The sequence below is a fragment of the Pseudomonas sp. DP-17 genome (genome assembly GCF_022380625.1).
Classification (GTDB): Bacteria; Pseudomonadota; Gammaproteobacteria; order Pseudomonadales; family Pseudomonadaceae; genus Pseudomonas; species Pseudomonas nitroreducens_A.
The window spans coordinates 213,608-236,401 of record NZ_JAKSXG010000002.1 but is presented as its reverse complement, the minus strand read 5'-3'; the positions used below and the strand labels follow the sequence as shown (position 1 = coordinate 236,401).

Here is a 22,794-nt window from a genome sequence, read left to right as displayed (position 1 = left end):
CCATGAGTGATGTCACCACCCGCTGCGCAACCCTGCGCGGCACCCGCACCGTAGCCTTATCCGGCCGGGTGCGTCCGCCAGGCATGGCTTCTTCCGTCTGCTGATCCACACCCAACGATCACAACTGGAGACCCGCCATGACCGACTACGCTCCGCTCCGCCTGCACGTCCCCGAACCCACCGGACGCCCGGGCTGCAAGACCGACTTCTCCTACCTGCACCTCTCGCCCGCCGGTGAGGTGCGCAAGCCCGCCATCGATGTCGAACCCGCGCAGACCACCGACCTGGCCTTCAGCCTGGTGCGCGTGCTCGACGAGGACGGCCATGCCGTCGGCCCCTGGGCTCCGGACCTGAGCCACGAGCAGCTGCTGCGCGGCATGCGCCTGATGCTCAAGACGCGCATCTTCGACGCGCGCATGCTCACCGCCCAGCGCCAGAAGAAGATGTCCTTCTACATGCAGTGCCTGGGTGAAGAGGCCATCGCCACCGCCCACACCATGGCCCTGCAGGGCGGCGACATGACCTTCCCGACCTACCGTCAGCAAGGCATCCTGATCACCCGCGACTACCCGCTCAAGGACATGATCTGCCAGCTGCTCTCCAACGAGCAGGACCCGCTCAAGGGCCGCCAGCTGCCGATCATGTACTCCAGCCGCGAGAAGGGTTTCTTCTCCATCTCCGGCAACCTCGCCACCCAGTTCATCCAGGCCGTCGGCTGGGGCATGGCCTCGGCGATCAAGGGCGACACCAGGATCTCGTCCGCCTGGATCGGCGACGGCGCCACCGCCGAATCCGACTTCCACACCGCCCTGACCTTCGCCCACGTGTATCGCGCGCCGGTGATCCTCAACGTGGTCAACAACCAGTGGGCGATCTCCACCTTCCAGGCCATCGCCGGCGGTGAAGGCACCACCTTCGCCAACCGCGGCGTGGGTTGCGGCATCGCCTCGCTGCGGGTGGACGGCAACGATTTCCTCGCCGTCTACGCCGCCTCGCGGTGGGCCGCCGAACGCGCCCGCCGTGGCCATGGCCCGAGCCTGATCGAGTGGGTCACCTATCGCGCGGGCCCGCACTCCACCTCGGACGATCCGTCCAAGTACCGCCCCGCCGACGACTGGACCAACTTCCCCCTGGGCGATCCCATCGCCCGCTTGAAGCAGCACCTGATCGGCCTCGGCATCTGGTCCGAAGAGCAACAGGAAGCGCTGAAGAAGGAACTGGAAGCCGAAGTGATCGCCGCGCAAAAAGAAGCCGAACGCCACGGCTCGCTGGTGGACGGCCATGTGTTCAGCGCCGCCAACCTGTTCGACGACGTCTACAAGGACCTGCCGGAACACCTGCGCCGGCAGCGCCAGGAGCTTGGGGTATGAATGCCATGAACCCGCAACACGAGAACGCCCAGGCGGTCACCAGCATGACCATGATCCAGGCGCTGCGCTCGGCGATGGACGTGATGCTCGAGCGCGACGACAACGTCGTGGTGTTCGGCCAGGACGTCGGCTACTTCGGCGGCGTGTTCCGCTGCACCGAAGGCCTGCAGAAGAAGTACGGCACCTCGCGGGTGTTCGATGCGCCGATCTCCGAGAGCGGCATCATCGGCGCCGCCGTCGGCATGGGCGCCTATGGCCTGCGCCCGGTGGTGGAAATCCAGTTCGCCGACTACGTCTACCCGGCCACCGACCAGTTGGTGTCCGAGGCGGCGCGCATCCGCTACCGCTCGGTCAACGACTTCACCGTCCCCATGGTAGTGCGCATGCCCTGCGGCGGCGGCATCTATGGCGGACAGACGCACAGCCAGAGCCCGGAGGCGATGTTCACCCAGGTCTGCGGCCTGCGCACCGTCATGCCGTCCAACCCCTACGACGCCAAGGGCCTCTTGATCGCCTGCATCGAGAACGACGACCCGGTGATCTTCCTCGAACCCAAGCGCCTGTATAACGGCCCGTTCGACGGCCACCACGACCGGCCGGTGACGCCCTGGTCCAAGCATCCGGCCAGCCAGGTGCCGGAAGGTTACTACAGCGTTCCGCTGGACAAGGCGGCCATCGCCCGCCCCGGCTCCGAGCTCACCGTGCTGACCTACGGCACCACCGTCTACGTCGCCCAGACCGCCGCCGAGGAGACTGGCATCGATGCCGAGATCATCGACCTGCGCAGCCTCTGGCCGCTGGACCTGGACACCATCGTCGAGTCGGTGAAGAAGACCGGCCGCTGCGTCATCGTCCACGAGGCCACCCGCACCTGCGGCTACGGCGCCGAGCTGATGTCGCTGGTCCAGGAAAACTGCTTCCACCATCTCGAAGCCCCCATCGCACGCGTGACCGGCTGGGACACCCCCTACCCGCACGCCCAGGAATGGGACTACTTCCCGGGGCCCGCGCGTGTCGGCGCGGCCTTCAAGCGCGCCATGGAGGTCTGAATGGGCACTCACGTCATCAAGATGCCGGACATCGGCGAAGGTATCGCCGAGGTCGAGCTGGTGGAGTGGCATGTCCAGGTCGGCGATGAGGTCCATGAGGACCAGCTGCTGGCGGAAGTCATGACCGACAAGGCCACCGTGGAAATCCCCTCGCCGGTAGCCGGCAGGATCATCGCCCTGGGCGGCGTGCCTGGCCAGGTGATGGCCGTGGGCGGCGAGCTGATCCGCCTGGAAGTGGAAGGCCACGGCAACCACCGCGAAGCCGCGCAACCCAAGGCCCAGGAAGACGCCCCGGCCAAGCCGGAAGCCAAGCCCGCTGCCATCGACGAAGCCCCCAGGCCGGCGCCGCGCGTCGAGAGCAAACCGGTCGCCCCGGCCGCGCGCCCCGCTCCGTCGCCGGCACCACGCCGCGCGCCGGGCGAGAAACCGCTGGCCTCGCCGGCAGTGCGCCAGCGTGCCCGCGACCTCGGCGTGGAGCTGCAGTTCGTGCAGGGCAGCGGCCCGGCCGGGCGCATCCTGCGCGAAGACCTGGAGCATTATCTGGAACACGGCGGCGCTACCATTGCCTCCGGCTATGCCGCACGCCACGACGAGCACCAGATCCCGGTGATCGGCCTGCGCCGCATGATCGCGAAGAAGATGGCCGAGGCCAAGCGGCGCATCCCGCACTTCAGCTACGTCGAGGAAATCGACGTCACCGACCTCGAAGCGCTGCGCGTGCACCTCAACGCCAAGCACGCTGCGGCCCGCGGCAAGCTCACCCTGCTGCCCTTCATTGCCCGCGCCATGGTCGTCGCCCTGCGCGACTTCCCGCAGCTCAACGCGCGCTATGACGACGAAGCAGACGTCATCACCCGCTACGGCGCGGTGCACCTGGGCGTCGCCACCCAGAGCGACAACGGCCTGATGGTGCCGGTGCTGCGCAACGCCGAATCCCGCGACCTGTGGGGCAACGCCGCGGAAGTGGCGCGCCTGGCCGAAGCCGCGCGCCACGGCAAGGCCAGCCGCGAAGAACTCTCCGGCTCGACCATCACCCTGAGCAGCCTCGGCGCGCTCGGCGGCATCGTCAGCACGCCGGTAATCAACCATCCGGAAGTTGCCATCGTCGGGGTCAACCGCATGGTCGAGCGGCCCATGGTGATCAACGGCCAGATCGTCGTGCGCAAGATGATGAACCTGTCCTCGTCCTTCGATCACCGGGTGGTCGACGGCATGGATGCGGCGGCCTTCATCCAGGCCGTACGCGCCCTGCTCGAACATCCCGCCACCCTGTTCATCGACTGACGGAGCCGACTCGTGAAGCAGAACCTGACTCTCGAAACCACCCTGCTGGTGATCGGTGGCGGCCCCGGCGGCTACGTCGCGGCCATTCGCGCCGGCCAGCTGGGCATCCGCACCGTGCTGGTGGAAGGTGCTGCCCTGGGCGGCACCTGCCTGAACATCGGCTGCATCCCGTCCAAGGCGCTGATCCACGCCGCCGAGGAATACCTGAAAGCCCGCGAGTTCGCCGGCAAGTCGCCGCTGGGCATCAGCGTGCAGGCGCCAAGCATCGACATCCAGCGCACCGTGGAATGGAAGGACGGCATCGTCGACCGCCTGACCACCGGCGTCGCTGCGCTGCTGAAGAAGCACGGCGTCACCGTGGTGAACGGTTGGGCGAAGATCGTCGATGGCAAGACCGTGGAGGTCGATCTGAGCGAAGGCGGTACCCGGCACATCCACACCGAACACCTGCTGCTGGCGGCCGGTTCGAAATCCGTGGAACTGCCCTTCCTGCCGCTGGGCGGCAACGTCATATCCTCCACCGAGGCGCTGGCACCCAGGGCGCTGCCCAAGCGCCTGGCCGTGGTCGGCGGCGGCTACATCGGCCTGGAGCTGGGCATCGCCTATCGCAAGCTCGGCGTGGAAGTCACGGTGGTGGAAGCGCAGCCACGCATCCTGCCCACCTATGACGAGGAACTGACCAAGCCGGTAGCCCATTCCCTGCGCAAGCTGGGCATCGAGCTGTACCTGGGCCATAGCGTGATGGGCCTGGAGCCGGACGGCAAAAGCCTACGCGTGCAGGACGGCGCGGGCTCGCAACGGGTGATCGAAACCGATCAGGTGCTGGTCGCGGTGGGTCGCCACCCCAACACCGCCGGCTGGAACCTCGACACCCTGCGCCTGGACATGAACGGCCGCGCCGTGCAGATCGACGACCAGTGCCGCACCTCCATGCGTGACGTCTGGGCCATCGGCGACATCGCCGGCGAGCCCATGCTGGCCCACCGCGCCATGGCCCAGGGCGAGATGGTTGCCGAGATCATCGCCGGCAAGCGCCGCGCCTTCACCCCCACGGCTATCCCGGCAGTGTGCTTCACCGATCCGGAAGTGGTGGTGGTCGGGCTGTCGCCCGAGCAGGCGCAGGCGGCCGGCTACCAGGTACTGACGGCAAGCTTCCCGTTCGCCGCCAACGGCCGTGCCATGACCCTGGAGGCCAGCGACGGCTTCGTCCGCGTGGTGGCGCGCCAGGACAACCACCTGATCCTCGGCTGGCAGGCCGTGGGCAAGGCGGTGTCGGAGCTGTCCACGGCCTTTGTGCAGTCGCTGGAAATGGGCGCCTGCCTGGAAGACATCGCCGGCACCATCCACGCCCACCCGACCCTCGGCGAAGCGGTGCAGGAAGCTGCCCTGCGCGCGCTGGGGCATGCCTTGCACGTCTGACGCCTGTTCTCTCCAACTGGGCTTCCCCCTCCTGACCCGCCGATTGGCGGGTCTTTTTTTGCAGGCGCGTTATTCGCCTACGCAGACCATGGATGGCTGCGTAGGCGCGGATTCATCCGCGATTTCTTCACCGCGGATGCCGATCGCGGACGAAGTCCGCTCCTACGCATCCGGGTCGATCACCGCACGGATTCTGGTTCTGCCCAGGGCCTCCGTGCGCGTTCACTCACGCAAGAGTATCGGCCATTCACGGCCCTTCTCGGCTCGATCATGAATTTTCGCCGCAAAAATGCTCATCTTTACGCCGCATTGACTAAATTAACTGTTTGGTACATTTTTCTCCTACAGGCCATTCGACCTCGGCCATACAAGAACAACGGAGCCAAACCCATGCCGCAAACGCTGCTCGTGCTCAACGGGCCGAACCTCAATCTGCTCGGCACTCGCGAGCCTGCCACCTACGGCCATGAAACCCTCGACGACATCGCCGCGCTCTGCCAGCGCACCGGCGCCGAGAACGGCCTGGAAATCGAGTTCCGCCAGACCAACCACGAAGGCCAGCTGATCGACTGGATCCACCAGGCACGCGGGCGCTGCTCCGGTATCCTGATCAACCCGGCCGCCTGGACCCACACGTCGGTGGCCATCCGCGATGCGCTCGCTGCCGTGGAACTGCCGGTGATCGAAGTGCACCTGTCCAACGTTCACAAACGCGAGGAGTTCCGCCACCACTCGTTCGTTTCCGGCGTTGCCGTGGGCGTCATCGCAGGGCTGGGCAGCGACGGCTACCGCGCCGGCATCCAGCACTTCGCCAAGCTGCTTGAGGGTGAACGCCATGCATGACCACCGCACAGTGCTGGCCGGCCTGATCGGCGCCGGCATCCAGGCTTCGCGTACGCCAGCCCTGCACGAGCGCGAGGGCGACGCCCAGGGGCTGCGCTATCTCTACCGGCTGATCGACCTGGATACCCTCGGTGTCGATGCCGGCGCCCTGCCCGACCTGCTCGCCGCCGCGGAGCGCATGGGCTACACCGGGCTGAACATCACCTTTCCCTGCAAGCAGGCGGTGATTCCTCTGTTGCACGAGCTGTCGGATGAGGCGCGGGGCATCGGCGCGGTGAATACCGTGGTGCTGCGCGAGGGCAAGCGGATCGGCCACAACACCGACTGCCTGGGCTTTGCCGAAGGTTTCCGGCGCAACCTCAGCGATGCGCCGCGCGAGCGCGTGGTGCAACTGGGCGCTGGCGGCGCGGGCGCGGCGGTCGCCCATGCGCTGCTCGGCGAAGGCGTGCAGCAGCTGACCCTGTTCGAAGTGGATGCTGCCCGCGCCCAGGCGCTGGTGGACAACCTCAACGCGCATTTCGGCGGGCAGCGCGCGCGGGTCGGTCATGACCTGGCCGGCGCGGTCACCGAAGCGGACGGACTGGTCAACACCACGCCCGTGGGCATGGCCAAGCTGCCCGGCGCGCCGCTGCCGCTGGAGCTGCTGCACCCGGGCCTGTGGGTCGCGGAAATCATCTACTTCCCGCTGGAGACCGAGTTGCTCAGGCACGCCCGCAGCCTCGGCTGCCGCACGCTGGATGGCGGCAACATGGCGGTGTTCCAGGCGGTGAAGGCGTTCGAGCTGGTCAGTGGCGTGGAGGCGGACGCCGAGCGGATGCTGGCGCATTTCGCCACGATGTGATTTCACAACGAGCGTAGGAGCGGACTCCATCCGCGATCGATTCCCGGCCGCTCGGAACAGGCCGATGGCACATCGCGGACGGAGTCCGCTTACGCCAGGTTTCAAATCGAGCGGCTCTTGTAGGAGCGAGCTTGCTCGCGAACAACCTTCGCTCCAGATCCGAATCCGGTTACGGCTGCACGTACCGTAAAACCGCCTCGACGATCATCTCCTTGTGCCGCGCCTTGATCGCCGGGTCCTCCAGCTCGACCTGGAACAGCGAGCCGACGGTATGGCGGTTGGACACCCGATAGAAACAGAACCCGCTGATCAGCATGTGCACGTCGATGGCCTGCAGGCCGGCGCGGAACTCACCGCTGGCGGCGCCGCGCTGGAGGATGTCCTCGATGGTGCGCAGGATGTTGCTGTTCATCGAGCGGATCGCTTCGGAGCCTGCGGCGAACTGGCCATAGTGGATATTCTCGATGCAGACGATGCGCACGAAATCGACGTTGCGGTCGTGGTGGTCGAAGGTGAAATCCACCAGCCGGCGCATGGCCTCCAGCGGTTCCAGTTCGGCCAGGTGCAGGGTCTGCTCGGTGCCGCGGATGTCGCCGTAGAGCTTCTCCAGCACTGCCTGGTAGAGCTGCTCCTTGCTGCCGAAGTAGTAGTAGATCATCCGCTTCGAGGTGTTCATGCGCTCGGCGATGGCGTCCACCCGCGCGCCGGAAAGCCCCTGCTGAACGAACTCGACGATGGCCGCCTGGAGGATGTCCTCGCGGGTTTTCTCCGGGTTGTTCTTGCGGCCCCGGCGAGCGGTTGCGGCGGGAATCGGCTGGGTAGCGCTGTCGGTCATGGCTCGGCATCGTCTGGCAGGCGCCCAATGGCGCCTGCTTGGCTGAAGGGATGCGCGGATTATGCGCGCCGGCCCCCTTGCGAGGCAAAGCGCGGCGGGACTAGACCTTCGGCCGGCGCGTGGTGCCGTTGCGCGCCTGGGCCATGGCGGCCAGGCGTACGGCGACGTTGGCCGCGCCGTAGCCTGCGTAGCCGCCGCGACGCTGGATGATCTCGAAGAAGAAGCGCTCCTCGAACGGCTCGGTGTATACGTGGAACAGCTCGCCGCCATGGGCGTCACGGTCGTAGAGCACGTTGAAGTAGGCCAGTTCGCTGAGGAATTCGTCATCGAAGTCGAAGCGCGCGGCCAGGTCGTCGTAGTAGTTCAGCGGGATTTCCAGCAGCGGCACGCCGGCATCCTTGGCCCGCGCCACCTCGGCGAAGATGTCTTCGCAGGCGAAGGCGATGTGGTGGACGCCGGAGCCGCGATAACTGGACAACGCATGGGAGATCGCCGTGTTGCGGTTCTCCGATATGTTCAGCGGCAACCGCACGCTACCGTTGGTGCTGCGCAGGGCGCGGCTTTTCACCAGGCCATAGGGGTCGGGCAGCACCACTTCGTCGTCGGCCTCGAAGTCGAACAGGCCCTTGTAGAACAGCACCCAGTTGTCCAGCCCGTCCGCCGGTAGTGCCAGGGCCATGTGATCGATGCGCTGCAGCTGGCCGGTCGGCTTCGCGGCAGGATCGAGGCGGAAATCGACGTCATAGATGGTCTGCCCCGCCGCGCGCTCCTCCACCAGGTAGATGAGGCTGCCATCCGGCGCGCGCACGGCGGGAATCTCGCGCTCGTTGGGGCCGACCAGCCCGCGATAGGGCTGGCCCTTGTAGTCCTGTGCGCGATGCAATGCGCTGGCGGCGTCACGCACGCGCAAGGCGGTGGCGCACAACGACGGGCCATGGGCCTCGAAGAAGCTGTGGGCAAAGGAATAGGGTTCGGCGTTGAGTACGATATTGATCTCACCCTGGCGCAGCAGGCTCACCGCCTTGGAACGGTGCTCACCCGCGCGGGCGAAGCCCAGACGTTCCAGCCAGTTGCCCAGGCGCGCGCCAAGGGCTTCATCGACGGCGAACTCAAGGAATTCCACGCCATCCAGTTGGCTGGCCGGTGGCGGCGCGAACAGGCAGTCGAGCTGCTCCTTCGGCGTGCCTTGGCTTTCCAGGCGGGCGCGGGTCTTTTCCTCGAGGTAGAGCAGCGAACGCAGGCCGTCGGCGGCGTTGGCACGCGGCGGCGCGGCGCGGAAACCGTCGTTGAAGATTTCCAGCGACAGCGGGCCGCGATAACCGCTCCTGAGGATCGGCGCAAGGAAGCCCGCGAGGTCGAACTCGCCCTGGCCGGGGAAGTTGCGGAAATGCCGGCTCCACTCCAGCACGTCCATCGCCAGGATCGGCGCGTCGGCCATCTGCACGAAGAAGATCTTCTCCCCCGGAATCTGTGCGATGCCGGCCGGGTCGCCCTTCAGCGAGAGGGTGTGGAAGCTGTCGAGGATCACCCCCAGCGCCGGGTGGTTCACCTCACGCACCAGGTCCCAGACCTGCTGCCAGGTGTTCACGTGGCGCCCCCAGGCCAGCGCCTCGTACCCCACGCGCAGGCCACGGGCACCGGCGCGCTCGGCAGCAAGGCCGAGATCCTCGAGGAGGAATTCGCGCTCGCCCAGGGAGTCGGCGGCGACATTGGTGCACATCAATACCAGGTCGGTGCCCAGTTCCTGCATCAGGTCGAACTTGCGCTCCAGGCGGTCGAGGTTGCGCGGCAGGCGGTCGCGGCGGCAACCCTCGAAATCGCGGAACGGCTGGAACAGGGTGATCGCCAGCCCCAGGTCGGCGCAGAGCCGGCGCACGTCACGCGGGCTGCCACCGTAATAGAGGAGATCGTTCTCGAAGATTTCCACGCCGTCGAAGCCGGCGGCGGCGATGGCTTCGAGTTTGTCCGGCAGGGTTCCGCTCAAGGAAACGGTGGCGATCGAACGTTGCATTTCTTTGACTCCTGCCGGATGTACTGAGGGCTTGTTGGAATCGGGTTCCGGCTGAGTCTGATTATTCTGGCGGTCCGGGTCGCCGGCAATTTAAAGTGTACTAACTGGTTAGTTTTGTGTTCGATTACCGAACCAAAGGCCGTTTATCGAATTGACGCTGTTCCAGCCGCTGCTCAAGATTTAGCCACGTCGACGCAATCCGGCTGTCCCTGCGGGCACCTGCCTCCGCCCAATGGACACCACCAGCCGCTGCGAGATGGCCTGCGTGTCATCCATAACAATTTCAAGAACGGGTAAATGCTCATGTACATCCCTCACCTTCGCCTCGCCTGCATCCCCCATCCGCGAATCGTCCGGGCCCGCCTGATGCCGGAGCTGTGCTCGTTGCGCGGGCGCCCTCGCGCGCACTGATTTTCCGCCAGCCACCGCACGTCTTTCCTGATGCCACACCGATTGGCGGTGGAGCACGCGGGATGCCTGCGGCACGACAATAATTCCTGAGGCTGCGCGTCAGCCCGATAACGGATGGCCCCGATCATGATCCATACGCAATCCGCTCCCCTTGCTGCGGTCGCGCCGCACGGTTCCTCCTTCTTCGGCAAGGTGCGTGGCGCCATGGCCGTCGGCAAGGTGCGCTGGGGCATGCTCGCCCTGGTGTTCTTCGCCACCACACTGAACTACATCGACCGCGCCGCCCTGGGCGTGATGCAACCATTGCTCGCCGAGAAGATGGCCTGGACGGCCATGGACTACGCCAACATCAACTTCTGGTTCCAGGTGGGCTACGCCATCGGCTTCGTGCTGCAGGGCCGGTTGATCGACCGCATCGGTGTGAAGCGCGCATTCTTCTTCGCCGTGCTGCTGTGGAGCTTCGCCACCGGCGCCCACGGCCTGGCCAGTTCGGCGGCCGGCTTCATGGTCTGCCGCTTCATCCTCGGCCTGACCGAAGCCGCCAACTACCCGGCCTGCGTAAAGACTACGCGTCTGTGGTTCCCGGCCGGCGAACGGGCCATGGCCACCGGCATCTTCAATGCAGGCACCAACGTCGGCGCCATGCTCACCCCCGCACTGCTGCCGTTGATCCTCGCGGCCTGGGGCTGGCAGGCGGCGTTCCTGTGCATGAGCGCACTGGGCTTCGTCTGGGTGGTGCTGTGGAGCCTGAAGTACTTCAACCCTGAAGAACACCCGACGGTGAAGCAGAGCGAGTTGGACTACATCCAGGCAGCCGACGAGCCGCCGGCCGAACGCGTGCCCTTTTCCGCCATCCTGCGCATGCGCGGCACCTGGGCGTTCGCCGTGGCCCTTTCGCTGACCGCACCGGTGTTCTGGTTCTATCTCTACTGGCTGCCACCCTTCCTCAACCAGCAGTACGGCCTGGGCATCAGCGTGACCCAGATGGGCATCCCGCTGATGCTGATCTGGCTGACCGCGGACTTCGGCAGCATCGGCGGCGGCATACTCTCGTCCTGGCTGATCGGCCGCGGCGTGAAGCCGATCAGTGCGCGCCTGCTGTCGATGTTCATCTGCGCCTGCGTGATCATCGGCGTGGTCTTCGCCGCCAAGGCCAGCGGACTATGGATCGCCGTAGCCGCCATCGCCCTGGGCGTCGGCGCGCACCAGGCCTGGACGGCGAACATCTGGAGCCTGGTGATGGACTACACGCCCAAGCACATGATGAGCACGGTGTTCGGCTTCGGCGGCATGTGCGCGGCCATCGGCGGGATGTTCATGACCCAGATCGTCGGCTACATCCTCACCGTCACCCACAACAACTATGCGGTGCTGTTCACCATCATCCCGACCATGTATTTCCTGGCCCTGGCCTGGATGTTCTTCATGGCTCCGCGCAAGGTGCCGGGCGTGGCGGAGTGAGCCCTGCGCAGGGCGCATGATCCGGCACAGGTTATCCGCCGGCACCTGTGTGGCGGATAACGCCGGCGCGTTATGCGCCCTACGGATGAATGCACAGCCTGAGAAGCAGAACCCCGCCGATTGGCGGGGTTCTGTTTTTGCGCTCATTGTTTCAGCGGCGTCAACACCGGGGCCTTCTCGTCCAGCAGCATCCACACCAGCAGCCTGGCCGGTTTTTCGTTGCTGGCATTGCGCGATACCAGATGCGGCGTGTTCGGCGCCTCGTACCAGGACTGGCCGGCCCGGTAGGTCACCGGTTTCTGCCCTTCCAGCTGGGAGATCACCGCGCCTTCGAGCACGTAGGCGAATACCGAGCCGCTGTGCACGTGGGCGCCGGAAGCCTGGCCGGGCGCATAGGAGACGGTGATCATCAGGCCCTTCTTGCCCGCCGCGTCGGGGAGTTTCTGCTCCTGCTGGACGGTGATTTTCTCGCTGCGGGCGTCCGCCTCGTGGGCAAGTGCCGGCAGGCTGAACACCAGGCCGAGGCCGGCGAAAAAGAATTTCAAGGAAGTGGCGGGCATGGCGTTGACCTCGGGCAGTGGGAAGATGGCTCCACGCTACGCCCGGCGGCCAGGAGGGCCAACAGCCAATTCAGCGGAAGAAGGGGAAGCCATTGCGACAGTGGTCGGCTCAGCGCGGAATCCGCACCGGCACCGCCTTACGCCACCGCGCTCTCCACCCCCGCATCCAGGTCCACCAGCAGCTCGATCATCGCCCGCGCCGCCGCCGAGAGGCGGTCGCCGCTGCGAGTGACGATGCCGCAGCGGGCCTGGAGGATGTCGACGTTCTGCGGCAGGTTGCGAAAGTGCAGGCGCACCAGTTCGCCGCGCACCATCGGCTCGCTCAGCGCTTCTTCCACCGCGATGCCGATGGCGTCGGTCTGGCCGACGATGCGTACCAGCGAGGCCATGTCCTCGCACTGCACGTTGGTGCTGATGTCGATCTTGCCGCTGAGGTTGGCGAGCATCTTTCGCGCGCTGGGCGGAATCAGCGTGGCCGCCAGCGGGTAGGCGAAGATGTCGTTGGTGGACAGGCTCTCCTTGGCCAGCAGCGGGTGCCCCGCACGGCAGAAGAACAGCCCGCTGCGCGGCTTCAGTGCGCGGGTCTGGAAGTTCGGGTCAGCCTCGAAATGGCGGATATCGGCGATGAAGAATTCGATCTCCTCGCGGCTCAGGCTGCGCGCGAGGCGCTCCCAGTTGTCGACGCCGAACTGGATGTGGATGCGCGGGTAGCGCTGGACGAAACGCGACACCGCGTCGGACACCAGCTTCTGCGCCGGAGCCGGCCCACTGCCGAAGCGCAGCTCACCCGAGTCCAGCTTGTTCAGCCGGGCCACCGCGTGGCTCAGGTTGTTGGCCCCCTGCACCAGGCTCAGCGCGTGCTGCAGCACGACCTGTCCCTCTGGCGTGGGCCGCAGGTCCTTGCTGCCGCGGTCCACCAGCCGGCAGCCCAGCTCCTGCTCAAGGCCCTGGATGCTGCGGCTGAACGCCGGCTGGGTGATGCCCATGGCATCGGCGGCACGCACGAAGCTGCGGTGTTCGTTGAGGGCGATGAAGTAGCGGAGTTGGCGCAGATCCATGATGCATTTCCGGCATTGAAAATAGTGGGCAAAGGCATTTGCCGCTTTCCTATGCGCTGGTTTTAAATGCAAGCTCTTATTCCGTCAACGAAGAATAAAACAAACATCTATTCTTTTATGAACTAAGAATATAGCTCAGACCAGGAGTCGCCCGATGCCAGCCTTGCACCTCCTTTCTTCGCGAATGTGCCTGTCCCGCTGTCGCTGACAGCCAAAGCCGCACCCCCCTTCCAGGAAAAACGTCGTTCGCCACTGCTGCGTGGCGCGGCCCCCTTTTGCCCGCGATAGGCGCGGACAGACAAGGACACAGCATGACTTCGAGACATTCGCCCTTCCCTTTCAAACTCCACCGGCTGCGCTACGCCATCGTGCTGCTGGCTCTGGGCGGCGCGTTGCCGGTATTCGCCGAGGAAGCCGAGGACGCCAGCAACAGTGAGACCAACAAGCCCGTCAGTGCCGCGCCGGCCAAGGCCGACGCCACCCTGGGCAAGGTCACCGTCACCGCCCGCCGCCGCGAGGAGGACTCGCAGAAAGTGCCCACGCCGATCACCGTGGTCGGCGGCGAGACCCTGGAAACCCAGCGCGTCTACAAGGTGCAGGACCTGCAGCAGATCCTGCCCAGCGTGAACGTCGCCTTCATCCATGCGCGGCAGTCGAGCATCGCCGTGCGCGGCATCGGCAACAACCCGGCCAGCGACGGCCTGGAGGGCAGCGCCGGGGTCTACCTGGACAACGTCTACCTCGGCCGCCCCGGCATGGCGGTGTTCGACCTGCTCGACATCGAGCAGCTGGAACTGCTGCGCGGTCCGCAGGGTACGCTGTTCGGCAAGAACACCACGGCCGGCGTGCTGAACATCAGCACCCGCGCGCCGACCTTCACGCCGGAACGCAGCGTCGAGGTCTCCGGCGGCCAGGACGGCTACTTCCAGGGCAAGGGAACCGTTTCCGGCGCGCTGACCGACAGCCTGGCCGGGCGCGTGTCCGCCTACCGCACCCGCGACGACGGCTACATCAAGAACATCCACGACGACAACTACCTGAACGGCGGCGAGCGCCAGGGCATCCGCGGGCAACTGCTGTTCAAGCCCAACGAGGACTTCGACCTGCGCTGGATCAACGACTACAACGAGGAGGATTCCAGCAACGGCAGCATGGTCGTCTACGGCGCCGCCGACCGCTTCTGGCAGCGAGCCGCCGCGGTAGGCGCCTCGCCGATCCGCGATCCGGACCGGCACAAGGTCAATATCAACAGCCGCCAGCACGTCAGCGTGCACCAGGGCGGCAGCTCGGTGGAGGCCAACTGGAACCTCGACGGCGGCTACAAGCTGACCTCCATCAGTGCCTACCGCTACTGGCACTTCACACCGGCCAACGACGAGCAGCTCAACGTCTCGGCAATCAACAACACCGGCGTGGAAGTCCATGACCGCCAGTTCTCCCAGGAAATCCGCCTGGCCTCGCCCACCGGCGGCTTCTTCGACTACGTGCTGGGCGCCTATGCGTTCAACCAGAACCTGGGCAACAAGACCTTCACCGACTACGGCCCTCTGGCCGACCGCTACCTGCTCGGCACCAACCTCAACGCCCTGAACAACACCTACTCGAAGGCCAACGGCAAGATCGAGACCGACAGCTTCGCGCTGTTCGCCCAGGGTACCTGGCACCTGACCGACAAGCTGGATTTCACCGCTGGCCTGCGCGGCACCTACGAGGAAAAGGACGCCAAGGTCGAACGCTTCGACCCGGTGGGCGGCGCCCCCGTGACCGGCGCGGGCGCCGTGGTGCGGCGCAACCAGCTGGGCGCCTACGACTCGGGCGACCTCAGCCTCTACAGCTTCGCGCCCTCGGCGCTGCTGAGCCTGAGCTACCAGTTCACCGACGACCTGCTGGGCTATGCCTCGCTGGCCCATGGCGAGAAATCCGGCGGCGTGAACCTGGCCGTGGGCAGTGCCCCGACGGCGGGCGCGGACTCCCTGCTGGTCGGCCCGGAACGCGCCAACGACGCCGAACTGGGGATCAAGACCACCCTGTTCGACAACCGCCTGCAACTCAACACCAACCTCTTCTGGACCGGCATCCACGGCTACCAGGCGACCACCCTGTACCAGCCTCCGGGCTCGACCCAGCTGGTCTCGGTACTCTCCAACGCCGGCAGCGTGCGCTCGCGCGGCCTGGAGTTCGAGGCGACCGCCCTGCCGATCCGCGGCCTGACGCTGAATTTCAACGGCTCCTACAACGACGTCACCTACCTGTCGTTCAAGGACGCCCCGTGCCCGGCGGAAGTCTCCACTCAACCCAATGCCCCGGCCACCTGCGACCTCACCGGGCAACGCGTGGTCGGTGCCTCGAAGTGGATCGCCAACCTCAACGGCGAGTACGCCTGGAACCTCGACGACGGCATCCGCCCCTACGTGACCGGCAGCTACTCCTACCGCTCCGAGGCCGAGGGCACGTTGGACAACTCCGACCTCTCGAAGATCGACGGCTACGGCCTGGCGAACTTCTCCGTCGGCCTGCGCAAGGACATCGGCGACGGCCAGCTGGACGCGTCGGTCTGGCTGAAGAACGCCTTCGACAAGGACTACTACCTGGCCGCCTTCGCCAGCATCAACGGCTCCTACACCGCCTCGGTGGGGCAGCCGCGCACGCTGGGCGCCTCGGTTCGCTACGACTTCTGATCCCCATCCGCCGCGCCAGCGGGCGCGGCGCCATTGCCACAGCAAGAGGACGATGAGATGAGCAACGCAGCACAAGCTATCCAGCAGCACGCAGTCAGCCTCGACATCCATCCGGTAGCCGGCCGCATCGGCGCCGAGATTCGCGGCGTGAAGCTTTCCGGCGAGCTGGACGCCGCCACCGTCGACGCCATCCAGGCCGCGCTGGTGAAGCACAAGGTGATCTTCTTCCGCGGCCAGACGCAGCTCGACGATCAGGGCCAGGAGGCCTTCGCCAAGCGGCTCGGAAACCCGGTGGCGCACCCCACCGTACCGGTGCAGCAAGGCACCCACTACCTGCTGGAGCTCGACGGCGCCCAGGGCCGCCGCGCCAACTCCTGGCACACCGACGTGACCTTCGTCGAGGCCTACCCCAAGGCTTCGATCCTGCGCAACGTGGTGGCCCCGGAGTCTGGCGGCGACACGGTATGGGCCAACACCGCCACGGCCTACGACGACCTGTCGCCGGAACTGAAGGCGCTGGCCGACTCGCTCTGGGCGGTGCACAGCAACGAATACGACTACGCCAGCGTGCGGCCGAATGTCGACCCGGCGCGCCTGGAGGAATACCGCAAGATCTTCACCTCCACCGTCTACAAGACCGAGCACCCGGTGGTGCGCGTGCACCCGGTCAGCGGCGAGAAGACCCTGCTGCTGGGGCATTTCGTCAAGCGCCTCAAGGGCCTCTCGCAGCATGACTCTGCGCACCTGTTCGCCGTGCTGCAGAGCCACGTCACGCGGCTGGAGAACACCGTGCGCTGGCGCTGGCAGCCGGGCGATGTGGCCATCTGGGACAACCGCGCGACCCAGCACTACGCCGTGGACGACTACGGCACCCAGCCGCGCATCGTGCGCCGCGTGACGCTCGACGGCGACGTGCCAGTGGGCGTCGACGGACAGCGCAGCCGGACGATCAAGAAGGTTTGATGGTCCTCTGCCATTCACCCTCTCCCCAGCCCTCTAACTAGGCGTCCCCCCCTGAAGGGAGAGGGAGCTTCCGCGTGAAGCGAGTTTCGCGTGCAGTCCTGTTGCCTCGTTTACCGGCCTGCACCCTGGTTTCACCTGGCGCCGATCCAGTCCCCTCTCCCTTCAGGGAGAGGGTTAGGGAGAGGGCCGACCATGCCTGAACGGAGCACTGCAAGATGACCCAATCCGCCCTCCAGCAATCCACCCCCGAACCCTTCGCCATCGTCCCCCTCGCCGCCCCGCTGGGCGCCGAAGTACGCGGCCTGGACGCCCGCGAGCCGCTGTCGCCAGAGCAGATCCTGGCCATCAAGCAGGCCCACCGCGAGCACCACATCCTGATCTTCAAGGACCAGCAGCTCGACGATCAGCAATTCCTGCGCTTCGCCACCCTGTTCGGCGCGGTGTTCCAGCCGCCGACGGACATCCCGGTGCTGTCCTCCGGCACCGATGGCAAGGCCCCGGACATCGTCAAGGTGGCCAACACCGAGGACGGCGAACTGGGCAACTTCGCCCTGCCGGCCCACGTCGACCACCAGTGGACGCCGGTGCCCTCCTCCGGCTCCTTCCTGTATGCGCTGGAAGTCCCCAAGACTGGCGGCGAAACCCAGTTCACCAACCTGGCCCGCGCCTACGAGACACTGGACGAGGCGACCCGTGCCGAGATCGACCCGCTCCGGCTGATCAACTACAACCCCTTCATCCGTCTGAAGAGCGGCGGCTACAACGGCACCTTCGTGCGCTACCGCACCCCGGAGATCGAGCCCATCCAGGGCACCGAACATCCGCTGGTGCGCACCCATCCGGAGAACGGCAAGCGCGTGCTGTTCCTCTCCGTGCACACCGAGGTCGAAATCCCCGGCGCCGATCCGCAACAGGGCGCGGCGCTGGTGGAGAAGCTGCGCGAGCACCTGCAGAAAGCCGAACTCATCTACAGCCATAAATGGTCGGTGGGCGACATCGTCTGGTGGGACAACCAAGCCGTTCTGCATGGCCGTAACGCCTTCCCGGCGAGCGAGAAGCGTCGTCTGAAGCGCATCAGCCTGTCGGGCAGCCGGCCGTTCTGATGCGAAGGCAGGGCGGATAACGCTGACGCGTTATCCGCCCTACTGGTCCCGAAGACCAGGTCCCGAAGACAACGCTCTCTACGCTTATGCCAAATCGTTTCTTGTCCTGAGTCAATTATTCCTTTTATAGTTTCGGCAACTCGTCATAACAAGTTATGAACTATGGCCGAACTACTTCCCCTCTCTCCCGTTCCTCTCTACAGCCAGCTCAAGGAAATCCTGCGCACGCGCATCCTCGACGGCAGCTATCCGCCGCTCAGCCGCATGCCCTCCGAGGCTGAGCTGGGCAAGGCCTTCGACGTCAGCCGCATCACCGTGCGACAGGCGCTGGGCGATCTGCAGAAGGAAGGGCTGATCTTCAAGATCCATGGCAAGGGCACCTTCGTCGCCAAGCCCAAGGCCTTCCAGAACGTCAGCACCCTGCAGGGCCTGGGCGAATCCATGAGCCAGCGCGGCTATGAAGTGATCAACCGCCTGCGCAGCTTCAAGACCGTGCCCGCCAGCGCCCAGGTCGCCGCACGGCTGCAAGTCGCCGAGGGCGAAAACGTGGTGCAGATCAAGCGCGCCCGCCTGGTCAATCGCGAGCTGGTGTCGCTGGAAGTCACCTGGCTGCCCGAGCACGTCGGCAAGCGCCTGGAGAAGGCCGACCTGGTCAGCCGCGACATCTTCCTGATCCTGGAGAACGATTGCGCCCTGCCCCTGGGCCACGCCGATCTGGCCATCGACGCCATCCTCGCTGACGCGGAACTGGCCAGCGCGCTGGAAGTGCAGGAAGGCTCGCCGGTGATGCGCATCGAGCGCCTCACCCACACCGCCGACGGCACGCCGCTGGACTACGAACACCTCTATTACCGCGGCGATGCCTTCCAGTACCGCCTGCGCATCGACCGCCACAAGGGACCGCAGCAATGAGCCAGTTCGACCTCTCCCAGATTCCCGAGGACAAGGAACTCGCCTACGACATCGTGGTGATCGGCGGCGGCACCGCTGGCCCGATGGCCGCGATCAAGGCCAAGGAAGCCAACCGCGAGTTGCGCGTGCTGCTGGTGGACAAGGCCAACGTCAAGCGCAGCGGCGCCATCAGCATGGGCATGGACGGCCTTAACAACGCCATCATCCCCGGCCACGCCACGCCCGAGCAGTACACCAAGGAAATCACCATCGCCAACGACGGCATCGTCAACCAGGCGGCGGTCTACGCCTACGCCACCCACAGCTTCGAAACCCTGCAGCAGCTGGACCGTTGGGGCGTGAAGTTCGAGAAGGACGAAGTCGGCGACTATGCGGTGAAGAAGGTCCACCACATGGGCGCCTACGTGCTGCCGATGCCCGAGGGCCACGACATCAAGAAGGTGCTGTACCGCCAGCTCAAGCGTGCACGCATCGAGATCACCAACCGTCTTGTGGCCACCCGCCTGCTCACCGACGCAGACGGCGCGGTCAACGGCCTGCTCGGCTTCGACTGCCGCACTGCGCAGTTCCAGGTCATCCGCGCCAAGGCCGTGGTGCTGGCCTGCGGCGCCGCCGGGCGCCTGGGCCTGCCCTCGTCCGGCTACCTGATGGGCACCTACGAGAACCCCACCAACGCCGGCGACGGCTATGCCATGGCGTACCACGCGGGGGCGGAGCTCTCGAACCTGGAGTGCTTCCAGATCAACCCGCTGATCAAGGACTACAACGGCCCGGCCTGCGCCTATGTCACCGGCCCGCTGGGCGGCTACACCGCCAACAGCAAGGGCGAGCGCTTCATCGAGTGCGACTACTGGAGCGGCCAGATGATGTGGGAGTTCCACCAGGAGCTCGAAGGCGGCAACGGCCCGGTATTCCTCAAGCTGGACCACCTGGCCGAGGAAACCATCCAGACCATCGAAGAAATCCTCCACAGCAACGAACGCCCCAGCCGTGGACAGTTCCACGCCGGGCGCGGCACCGACTACCGCCAGCAGATGGTGGAAATGCACATCTCCGAGATCGGCTTCTGCTCCGGCCACTCCGCCTCCGGCGTGTGGGTCAACGAGAAGGCCGAGACCAGTGTGAAAGGCCTGTACTCGGCCGGCGACATGGCTGCCGTGCCGCACAACTACATGCTCGGCGCCTTCACCTACGGCTGGTTCGCCGGGGCCAACGCCGCGCAGTACGTGGCCGGGCGAGAGTTCAGCGAGATCGACTCCGCCCAGGTCGAGCGCGAGCGCGAACGCGTCTTCGCCCCGCTCAAGCGCGAGCACGGCCTGCCGCCGGCGCAGGTCGAGTACAAGCTGCGGCGGATGGTCAACGACTACCTGCAGCCGCCCAAGGTGACCAGGAAGATGGAGATTGGCCTGCAGCGCTTCGCCGAGATTGCCCGCGACCTCGACCAGCTCAAGGCCAACACTCCCCACGAGCTGATGCGCGCCATGGAAGTCAGCGTGATCCGCGACTGCGCCGAGATGGCCGCCCGCGCCTCGCTGTTCCGCACGGAAAGCCGCTGGGGCCTGTACCACCACCGCGTCGACTACCCGCTGCGCAACGACGCCGAGTGGTTATGCCATGCGCACCTGAAGAAAGGCGAGGACGGTGTGATGACCAGTTTCAAGAAACCCATCGAGCCCTACGTGATCGCGCTGGATGAGGACGAGCAGCAGGCCTATGAGCGGCTGCGGGTTAAGAGTGAGGCGGCCTGAGGCGTTTCGGCTGCTCGAAAAGCCCCTCTCCCCCCGCCCTCTCCCGCAAGCGGTAGAGGGAGCTGTCCGGTGCGAGCGGCAACGATGGAGTCCTCCGACGAGCACGAAAGCTCGGCATTAACGGAGGTTTCCGGCGGGCGCAGTGTTGTCCGCCGGCACGATCAAGCCCCCTCTCCCTTCAGGGAGAGGGCTGGGGAGAGGGTAACGAGCCACCGCGCCGAACCCACGACCTGAACAACCAGCCCGCCGCCACGACGGCCGGCAAGCAACACCATGAGGACCGCGTGCAATGGCCTACCAACCCCAGGAAATCTTCTTTCGCTCCAGCGCCCCGGTGACGGTGGACGAGGACAAGTGCATCGCCGACAAGGGCTGCACCGTCTGCGTCGAGGTCTGCCCGATGGACCTGCTGGCGATCAACCCCGCCACCCAGAAGGCCTACATGGCCTTCGACGAATGCTGGTACTGCATGCCCTGCGAGAAGGACTGCCCGACTGGCGCGGTGAAGGTCGAGATTCCTTACCTCCTGCGTTGATCCGGCAACCGCATTAGCTCCGTAGGGCGCATAACGCGCCAGCGTTATCCGCCACCGAGGTACCGGCGGATAACCTGTTCCAGGTTATTCGCCCTACGGTGCTTCGTAGGATGGCGTGGAGCGAAGCGATACCCATCACCTGAACAAGAAACGCTACCGGCCAACGACCGGACGCCTGATGCACCGCCCCTCGTTTCCCACCGTAGACCCGCGGCGGAGACGATTCCAACACTGATGATTCGAGGGGAACCCCCATGACCTTGCGCACCACCCTGGCCGGCCTCGCGCTGGCCATCGCCAGCATCACCGCCCACGCAGAGACGATTCGCGTCGCCATCGGCACCCAGGACACCACCATCAACTGCGCCGCCGGCGGCCTGCTGATCCGCGAACTCGGCCTGCTCGACAAGTACCTGCCCCACGACGGCGCGTACAAGGACGCGCAGTACGACGTGCAGTGGAAGAACTTCACCAGCGGCGCGCCGCTGACCAACGAGATGCTTGCCGGCAAGCTCGACTTCGGCGCCATGGCCGACTTCCCCGGCTCGCTCAACGGCGTCGCCCACGAGGCCGCCGGCAAGCGCAGCCTGTTCATCAGCGTGCTCTCGGGCAGCATCGAAGGCAGCGGCAACGGCATCGTCGTCCCCGCCGCGTCCAAGGTGCAGTCGCTGGCCGAACTCAAGGGCCAGACCATCTCCGTACCCTTCGCCTCCACCGCCCACGGCCTGCTGCTGCGCGCCATCGCCGCCCAGGGCTGGGACCCGGAGAAGGACGTCACCATCATCGCGCAGCCGCCGGAAGTCGCCGGCTCCGCCCTGCAGGCCAACAAGATCGCCGCCCACGCCGACTTCGTGCCCTTTGCCGAGCTGTTCGAAAGCCGTGGCATCGCCCGCAAGATCTATGACGGATCGCAAGCCAAGGCGCCGACCTTCCACGGCGCGCTGGTCGAAGCCGACTACGCGCAGCAGTACCCGGAAATCGTCGAGGCCTACCTGCGCGCGACCTACGAGGCCAACCAGTTGCTCGCCAAGGAGCCTGAGAAATACAGCGAGCTGATCGAGAAGGTCGCCGGCATCCCCGCCGAGGTGAACTACCTGTTCCATGGCCCGCTCGGCCTGCAGACCCGCGACCTGACCTGGAAGCCGGAATACCGCCAGGCCGTGGCCACCGCCATCGACACCCTGAAGCTGCTGAAGAAGGCCGACCGCGGGCTGAACGTCGAGCAGTTCGTCGACGACCGCTATATCCGTGCGGCCTTCAAGGCGTCCGGCGCCGACTACGACCTTGCGTTGAAGAACTACGCGCAGCAGCCGCTGCTGGGCAACGACGCGCTGACCGGCAAACCGATCAGCGATACCCGCAAGGTCGCGCAGATCTGGGTGCGCGGCGAGCCGAAAGTGCGCAGCTACGCGACCGCCAAAGAGGCGCTGGGCCAGTTGGCCGAACTCAAGCAACAGGGCAAGGACATCCGCGCGGTGTATGCCCAGGCCAGCGACAGCGGCATCAAGCTGCTCGCCGGGCAGGCGTGGTTCGTGCGCGGCAAGGACGGCGCGCTGGATGCCTTCCTGCTGCGCGAGCAGGCCGACGCCTTCGCCCGCCAGCATGGCGGAGAGGTCGCCGACTTCACCGCCGCCAGCCAGCGGGCGGTGGCCAGCCGCTGAGGCAGCCACTCGGGTAAAAACCCGGCGCCCCGTGCGCCGGGACTCGACGGAG

The 22,794-nt window shown here is 66.0% G+C and carries 18 protein-coding genes; 14 read left to right on the top strand and 4 right to left on the bottom strand.

Annotated features, from left to right (window positions below; all coding sequences use genetic code 11):
• Positions 1–137: 137 nt before the first annotated feature.
• The 6 genes from MJ122_RS06760 (at position 138) to MJ122_RS06735 (ending at position 6,806) form a co-directional block, all read left to right on the top strand.
• The gene (locus MJ122_RS06760; RefSeq protein WP_239743156.1) at positions 138–1,370 is read left to right on the top strand and encodes a 3-methyl-2-oxobutanoate dehydrogenase (2-methylpropanoyl-transferring) subunit alpha; all 1,233 of its coding nucleotides are present in this window, start codon (positions 138–140) and stop codon (positions 1,368–1,370) included.
• Complete coding sequence (locus MJ122_RS06755) at positions 1,367–2,419, top strand: alpha-ketoacid dehydrogenase subunit beta (RefSeq protein ID WP_017518320.1); 1,053 nt, start codon at positions 1,367–1,369, stop codon at positions 2,417–2,419. Before MJ122_RS06760 ends, MJ122_RS06755 begins: the two co-directional genes overlap by 4 nt.
• Positions 2,420–3,703, top strand: coding sequence for a dihydrolipoamide acetyltransferase family protein (locus tag MJ122_RS06750; RefSeq protein ID WP_088418493.1), 1,284 nt, complete (start codon positions 2,420–2,422; stop codon positions 3,701–3,703).
• Between the two features lie 24 nt (positions 3,704–3,727).
• Positions 3,728–5,122 carry a dihydrolipoyl dehydrogenase gene (lpdA, locus tag MJ122_RS06745; RefSeq protein WP_239743312.1) on the top strand — a complete coding sequence of 465 codons (1,395 nt, stop codon included), beginning with the start codon at positions 3,728–3,730 and terminating at the stop codon, positions 5,120–5,122.
• Between the two features lie 390 nt (positions 5,123–5,512).
• Positions 5,513–5,965, top strand: a complete 453-nt coding sequence (aroQ, locus tag MJ122_RS06740; RefSeq protein ID WP_088418489.1) for a type II 3-dehydroquinate dehydratase — start codon at positions 5,513–5,515, stop codon at positions 5,963–5,965.
• Entirely contained in the window at positions 5,958–6,806 is an 849-nt protein-coding gene (locus tag MJ122_RS06735; protein WP_239743154.1) for a shikimate dehydrogenase, read from the top strand. Before aroQ ends, MJ122_RS06735 begins: the two co-directional genes overlap by 8 nt.
• Positions 6,807–6,975: 169 nt before the next feature.
• Here MJ122_RS06735 and MJ122_RS06730 read toward each other — a convergent pair whose 3' ends face one another.
• Together MJ122_RS06730 and quiC are read right to left on the bottom strand one after the other, a co-directional pair.
• Positions 6,976–7,641, bottom strand: coding sequence for a TetR/AcrR family transcriptional regulator (locus MJ122_RS06730; protein WP_239743152.1), 666 nt, complete (start codon positions 7,639–7,641; stop codon positions 6,976–6,978).
• 100 nt (positions 7,642–7,741) lie between these two features.
• Positions 7,742–9,652, bottom strand: coding sequence for a 3-dehydroshikimate dehydratase QuiC (gene quiC, locus MJ122_RS06725; protein ID WP_239743150.1), 1,911 nt, complete (start codon positions 9,650–9,652; stop codon positions 7,742–7,744).
• A 537-nt stretch (positions 9,653–10,189) separates the two neighbouring features.
• Here quiC and MJ122_RS06720 point away from each other — a divergent pair.
• Positions 10,190–11,524, top strand: a complete 1,335-nt coding sequence (locus MJ122_RS06720; RefSeq protein WP_239743148.1) for an MFS transporter — start codon at positions 10,190–10,192, stop codon at positions 11,522–11,524.
• 143 nt (positions 11,525–11,667) lie between these two features.
• Here MJ122_RS06720 and MJ122_RS06715 read toward each other — a convergent pair whose 3' ends face one another.
• A complete protein-coding gene (locus tag MJ122_RS06715) occupies positions 11,668–12,084 on the bottom strand; it encodes a cupin domain-containing protein (protein ID WP_239743146.1) in 417 nt (138 codons plus the stop codon).
• Between the two features lie 137 nt (positions 12,085–12,221).
• Complete coding sequence (locus MJ122_RS06710) at positions 12,222–13,142, bottom strand: LysR family transcriptional regulator (protein WP_017518310.1); 921 nt, start codon at positions 13,140–13,142, stop codon at positions 12,222–12,224.
• 311 nt (positions 13,143–13,453) lie between these two features.
• Here MJ122_RS06710 and MJ122_RS06705 point away from each other — a divergent pair, with 311 nt between their 5' ends.
• The 7 genes from MJ122_RS06705 to MJ122_RS06675 all read left to right on the top strand — a co-directional run bounded on the left by MJ122_RS06705 (position 13,454) and on the right by MJ122_RS06675 (position 22,742).
• Positions 13,454–15,820 (top strand): TonB-dependent receptor, encoded by a 2,367-nt coding sequence (locus tag MJ122_RS06705; protein WP_239743145.1) that lies wholly within the window; start codon positions 13,454–13,456, stop codon positions 15,818–15,820.
• Between the two features lie 57 nt (positions 15,821–15,877).
• Positions 15,878–16,783: a TauD/TfdA family dioxygenase gene (locus MJ122_RS06700; RefSeq protein ID WP_239743144.1), complete on the top strand. Its 906-nt coding sequence runs from the start codon at positions 15,878–15,880 to the stop codon at positions 16,781–16,783.
• Between the two features lie 215 nt (positions 16,784–16,998).
• The gene (locus tag MJ122_RS06695; RefSeq protein WP_239743142.1) at positions 16,999–17,886 is read left to right on the top strand and encodes a TauD/TfdA family dioxygenase; all 888 of its coding nucleotides are present in this window, start codon (positions 16,999–17,001) and stop codon (positions 17,884–17,886) included.
• Between the two features lie 162 nt (positions 17,887–18,048).
• Positions 18,049–18,798: a GntR family transcriptional regulator gene (locus tag MJ122_RS06690; RefSeq protein WP_239743141.1), complete on the top strand. Its 750-nt coding sequence runs from the start codon at positions 18,049–18,051 to the stop codon at positions 18,796–18,798.
• On the top strand, positions 18,795–20,546 hold the full coding sequence (locus MJ122_RS06685; RefSeq protein ID WP_239743139.1) for a fumarate reductase/succinate dehydrogenase flavoprotein subunit: 1,752 nt from the start codon (positions 18,795–18,797) through the stop codon (positions 20,544–20,546). The genes MJ122_RS06690 and MJ122_RS06685 overlap by 4 nt, the downstream gene beginning before the upstream one ends.
• Before the next feature lie 289 nt (positions 20,547–20,835).
• On the top strand, positions 20,836–21,081 hold the full coding sequence (locus MJ122_RS06680) for a ferredoxin family protein (protein WP_081517023.1): 246 nt from the start codon (positions 20,836–20,838) through the stop codon (positions 21,079–21,081).
• Between the two features lie 254 nt (positions 21,082–21,335).
• Positions 21,336–22,742: an ABC transporter substrate-binding protein gene (locus MJ122_RS06675; protein WP_239743137.1), complete on the top strand. Its 1,407-nt coding sequence runs from the start codon at positions 21,336–21,338 to the stop codon at positions 22,740–22,742.
• Positions 22,743–22,794 lie beyond the last annotated feature (52 nt).

Coding starts and splice junctions, on each gene's coding strand:
- MJ122_RS06760 (WP_239743156.1), top strand. CDS start 138: ATGACCGACTACGCTCCGCTCCGCCTGCACGTCCCCGAACCCACCGGA.
- MJ122_RS06755 (WP_017518320.1), top strand. CDS start 1,367: ATGAATGCCATGAACCCGCAACACGAGAACGCCCAGGCGGTCACCAGC.
- MJ122_RS06750 (WP_088418493.1), top strand. CDS start 2,420: ATGGGCACTCACGTCATCAAGATGCCGGACATCGGCGAAGGTATCGCC.
- aroQ (WP_088418489.1), top strand. CDS start 5,513: ATGCCGCAAACGCTGCTCGTGCTCAACGGGCCGAACCTCAATCTGCTC.
- MJ122_RS06735 (WP_239743154.1), top strand. CDS start 5,958: ATGCATGACCACCGCACAGTGCTGGCCGGCCTGATCGGCGCCGGCATC.
- MJ122_RS06730 (WP_239743152.1), bottom strand. CDS start 7,641: ATGACCGACAGCGCTACCCAGCCGATTCCCGCCGCAACCGCTCGCCGG.
- quiC (WP_239743150.1), bottom strand. CDS start 9,652: ATGCAACGTTCGATCGCCACCGTTTCCTTGAGCGGAACCCTGCCGGAC.
- MJ122_RS06720 (WP_239743148.1), top strand. CDS start 10,190: ATGATCCATACGCAATCCGCTCCCCTTGCTGCGGTCGCGCCGCACGGT.
- MJ122_RS06715 (WP_239743146.1), bottom strand. CDS start 12,084: ATGCCCGCCACTTCCTTGAAATTCTTTTTCGCCGGCCTCGGCCTGGTG.
- MJ122_RS06710 (WP_017518310.1), bottom strand. CDS start 13,142: ATGGATCTGCGCCAACTCCGCTACTTCATCGCCCTCAACGAACACCGC.
- MJ122_RS06705 (WP_239743145.1), top strand. CDS start 13,454: ATGACTTCGAGACATTCGCCCTTCCCTTTCAAACTCCACCGGCTGCGC.
- MJ122_RS06700 (WP_239743144.1), top strand. CDS start 15,878: ATGAGCAACGCAGCACAAGCTATCCAGCAGCACGCAGTCAGCCTCGAC.
- MJ122_RS06695 (WP_239743142.1), top strand. CDS start 16,999: ATGACCCAATCCGCCCTCCAGCAATCCACCCCCGAACCCTTCGCCATC.
- MJ122_RS06690 (WP_239743141.1), top strand. CDS start 18,049: ATGGCCGAACTACTTCCCCTCTCTCCCGTTCCTCTCTACAGCCAGCTC.
- MJ122_RS06685 (WP_239743139.1), top strand. CDS start 18,795: ATGAGCCAGTTCGACCTCTCCCAGATTCCCGAGGACAAGGAACTCGCC.
- MJ122_RS06680 (WP_081517023.1), top strand. CDS start 20,836: ATGGCCTACCAACCCCAGGAAATCTTCTTTCGCTCCAGCGCCCCGGTG.
- MJ122_RS06675 (WP_239743137.1), top strand. CDS start 21,336: ATGACCTTGCGCACCACCCTGGCCGGCCTCGCGCTGGCCATCGCCAGC.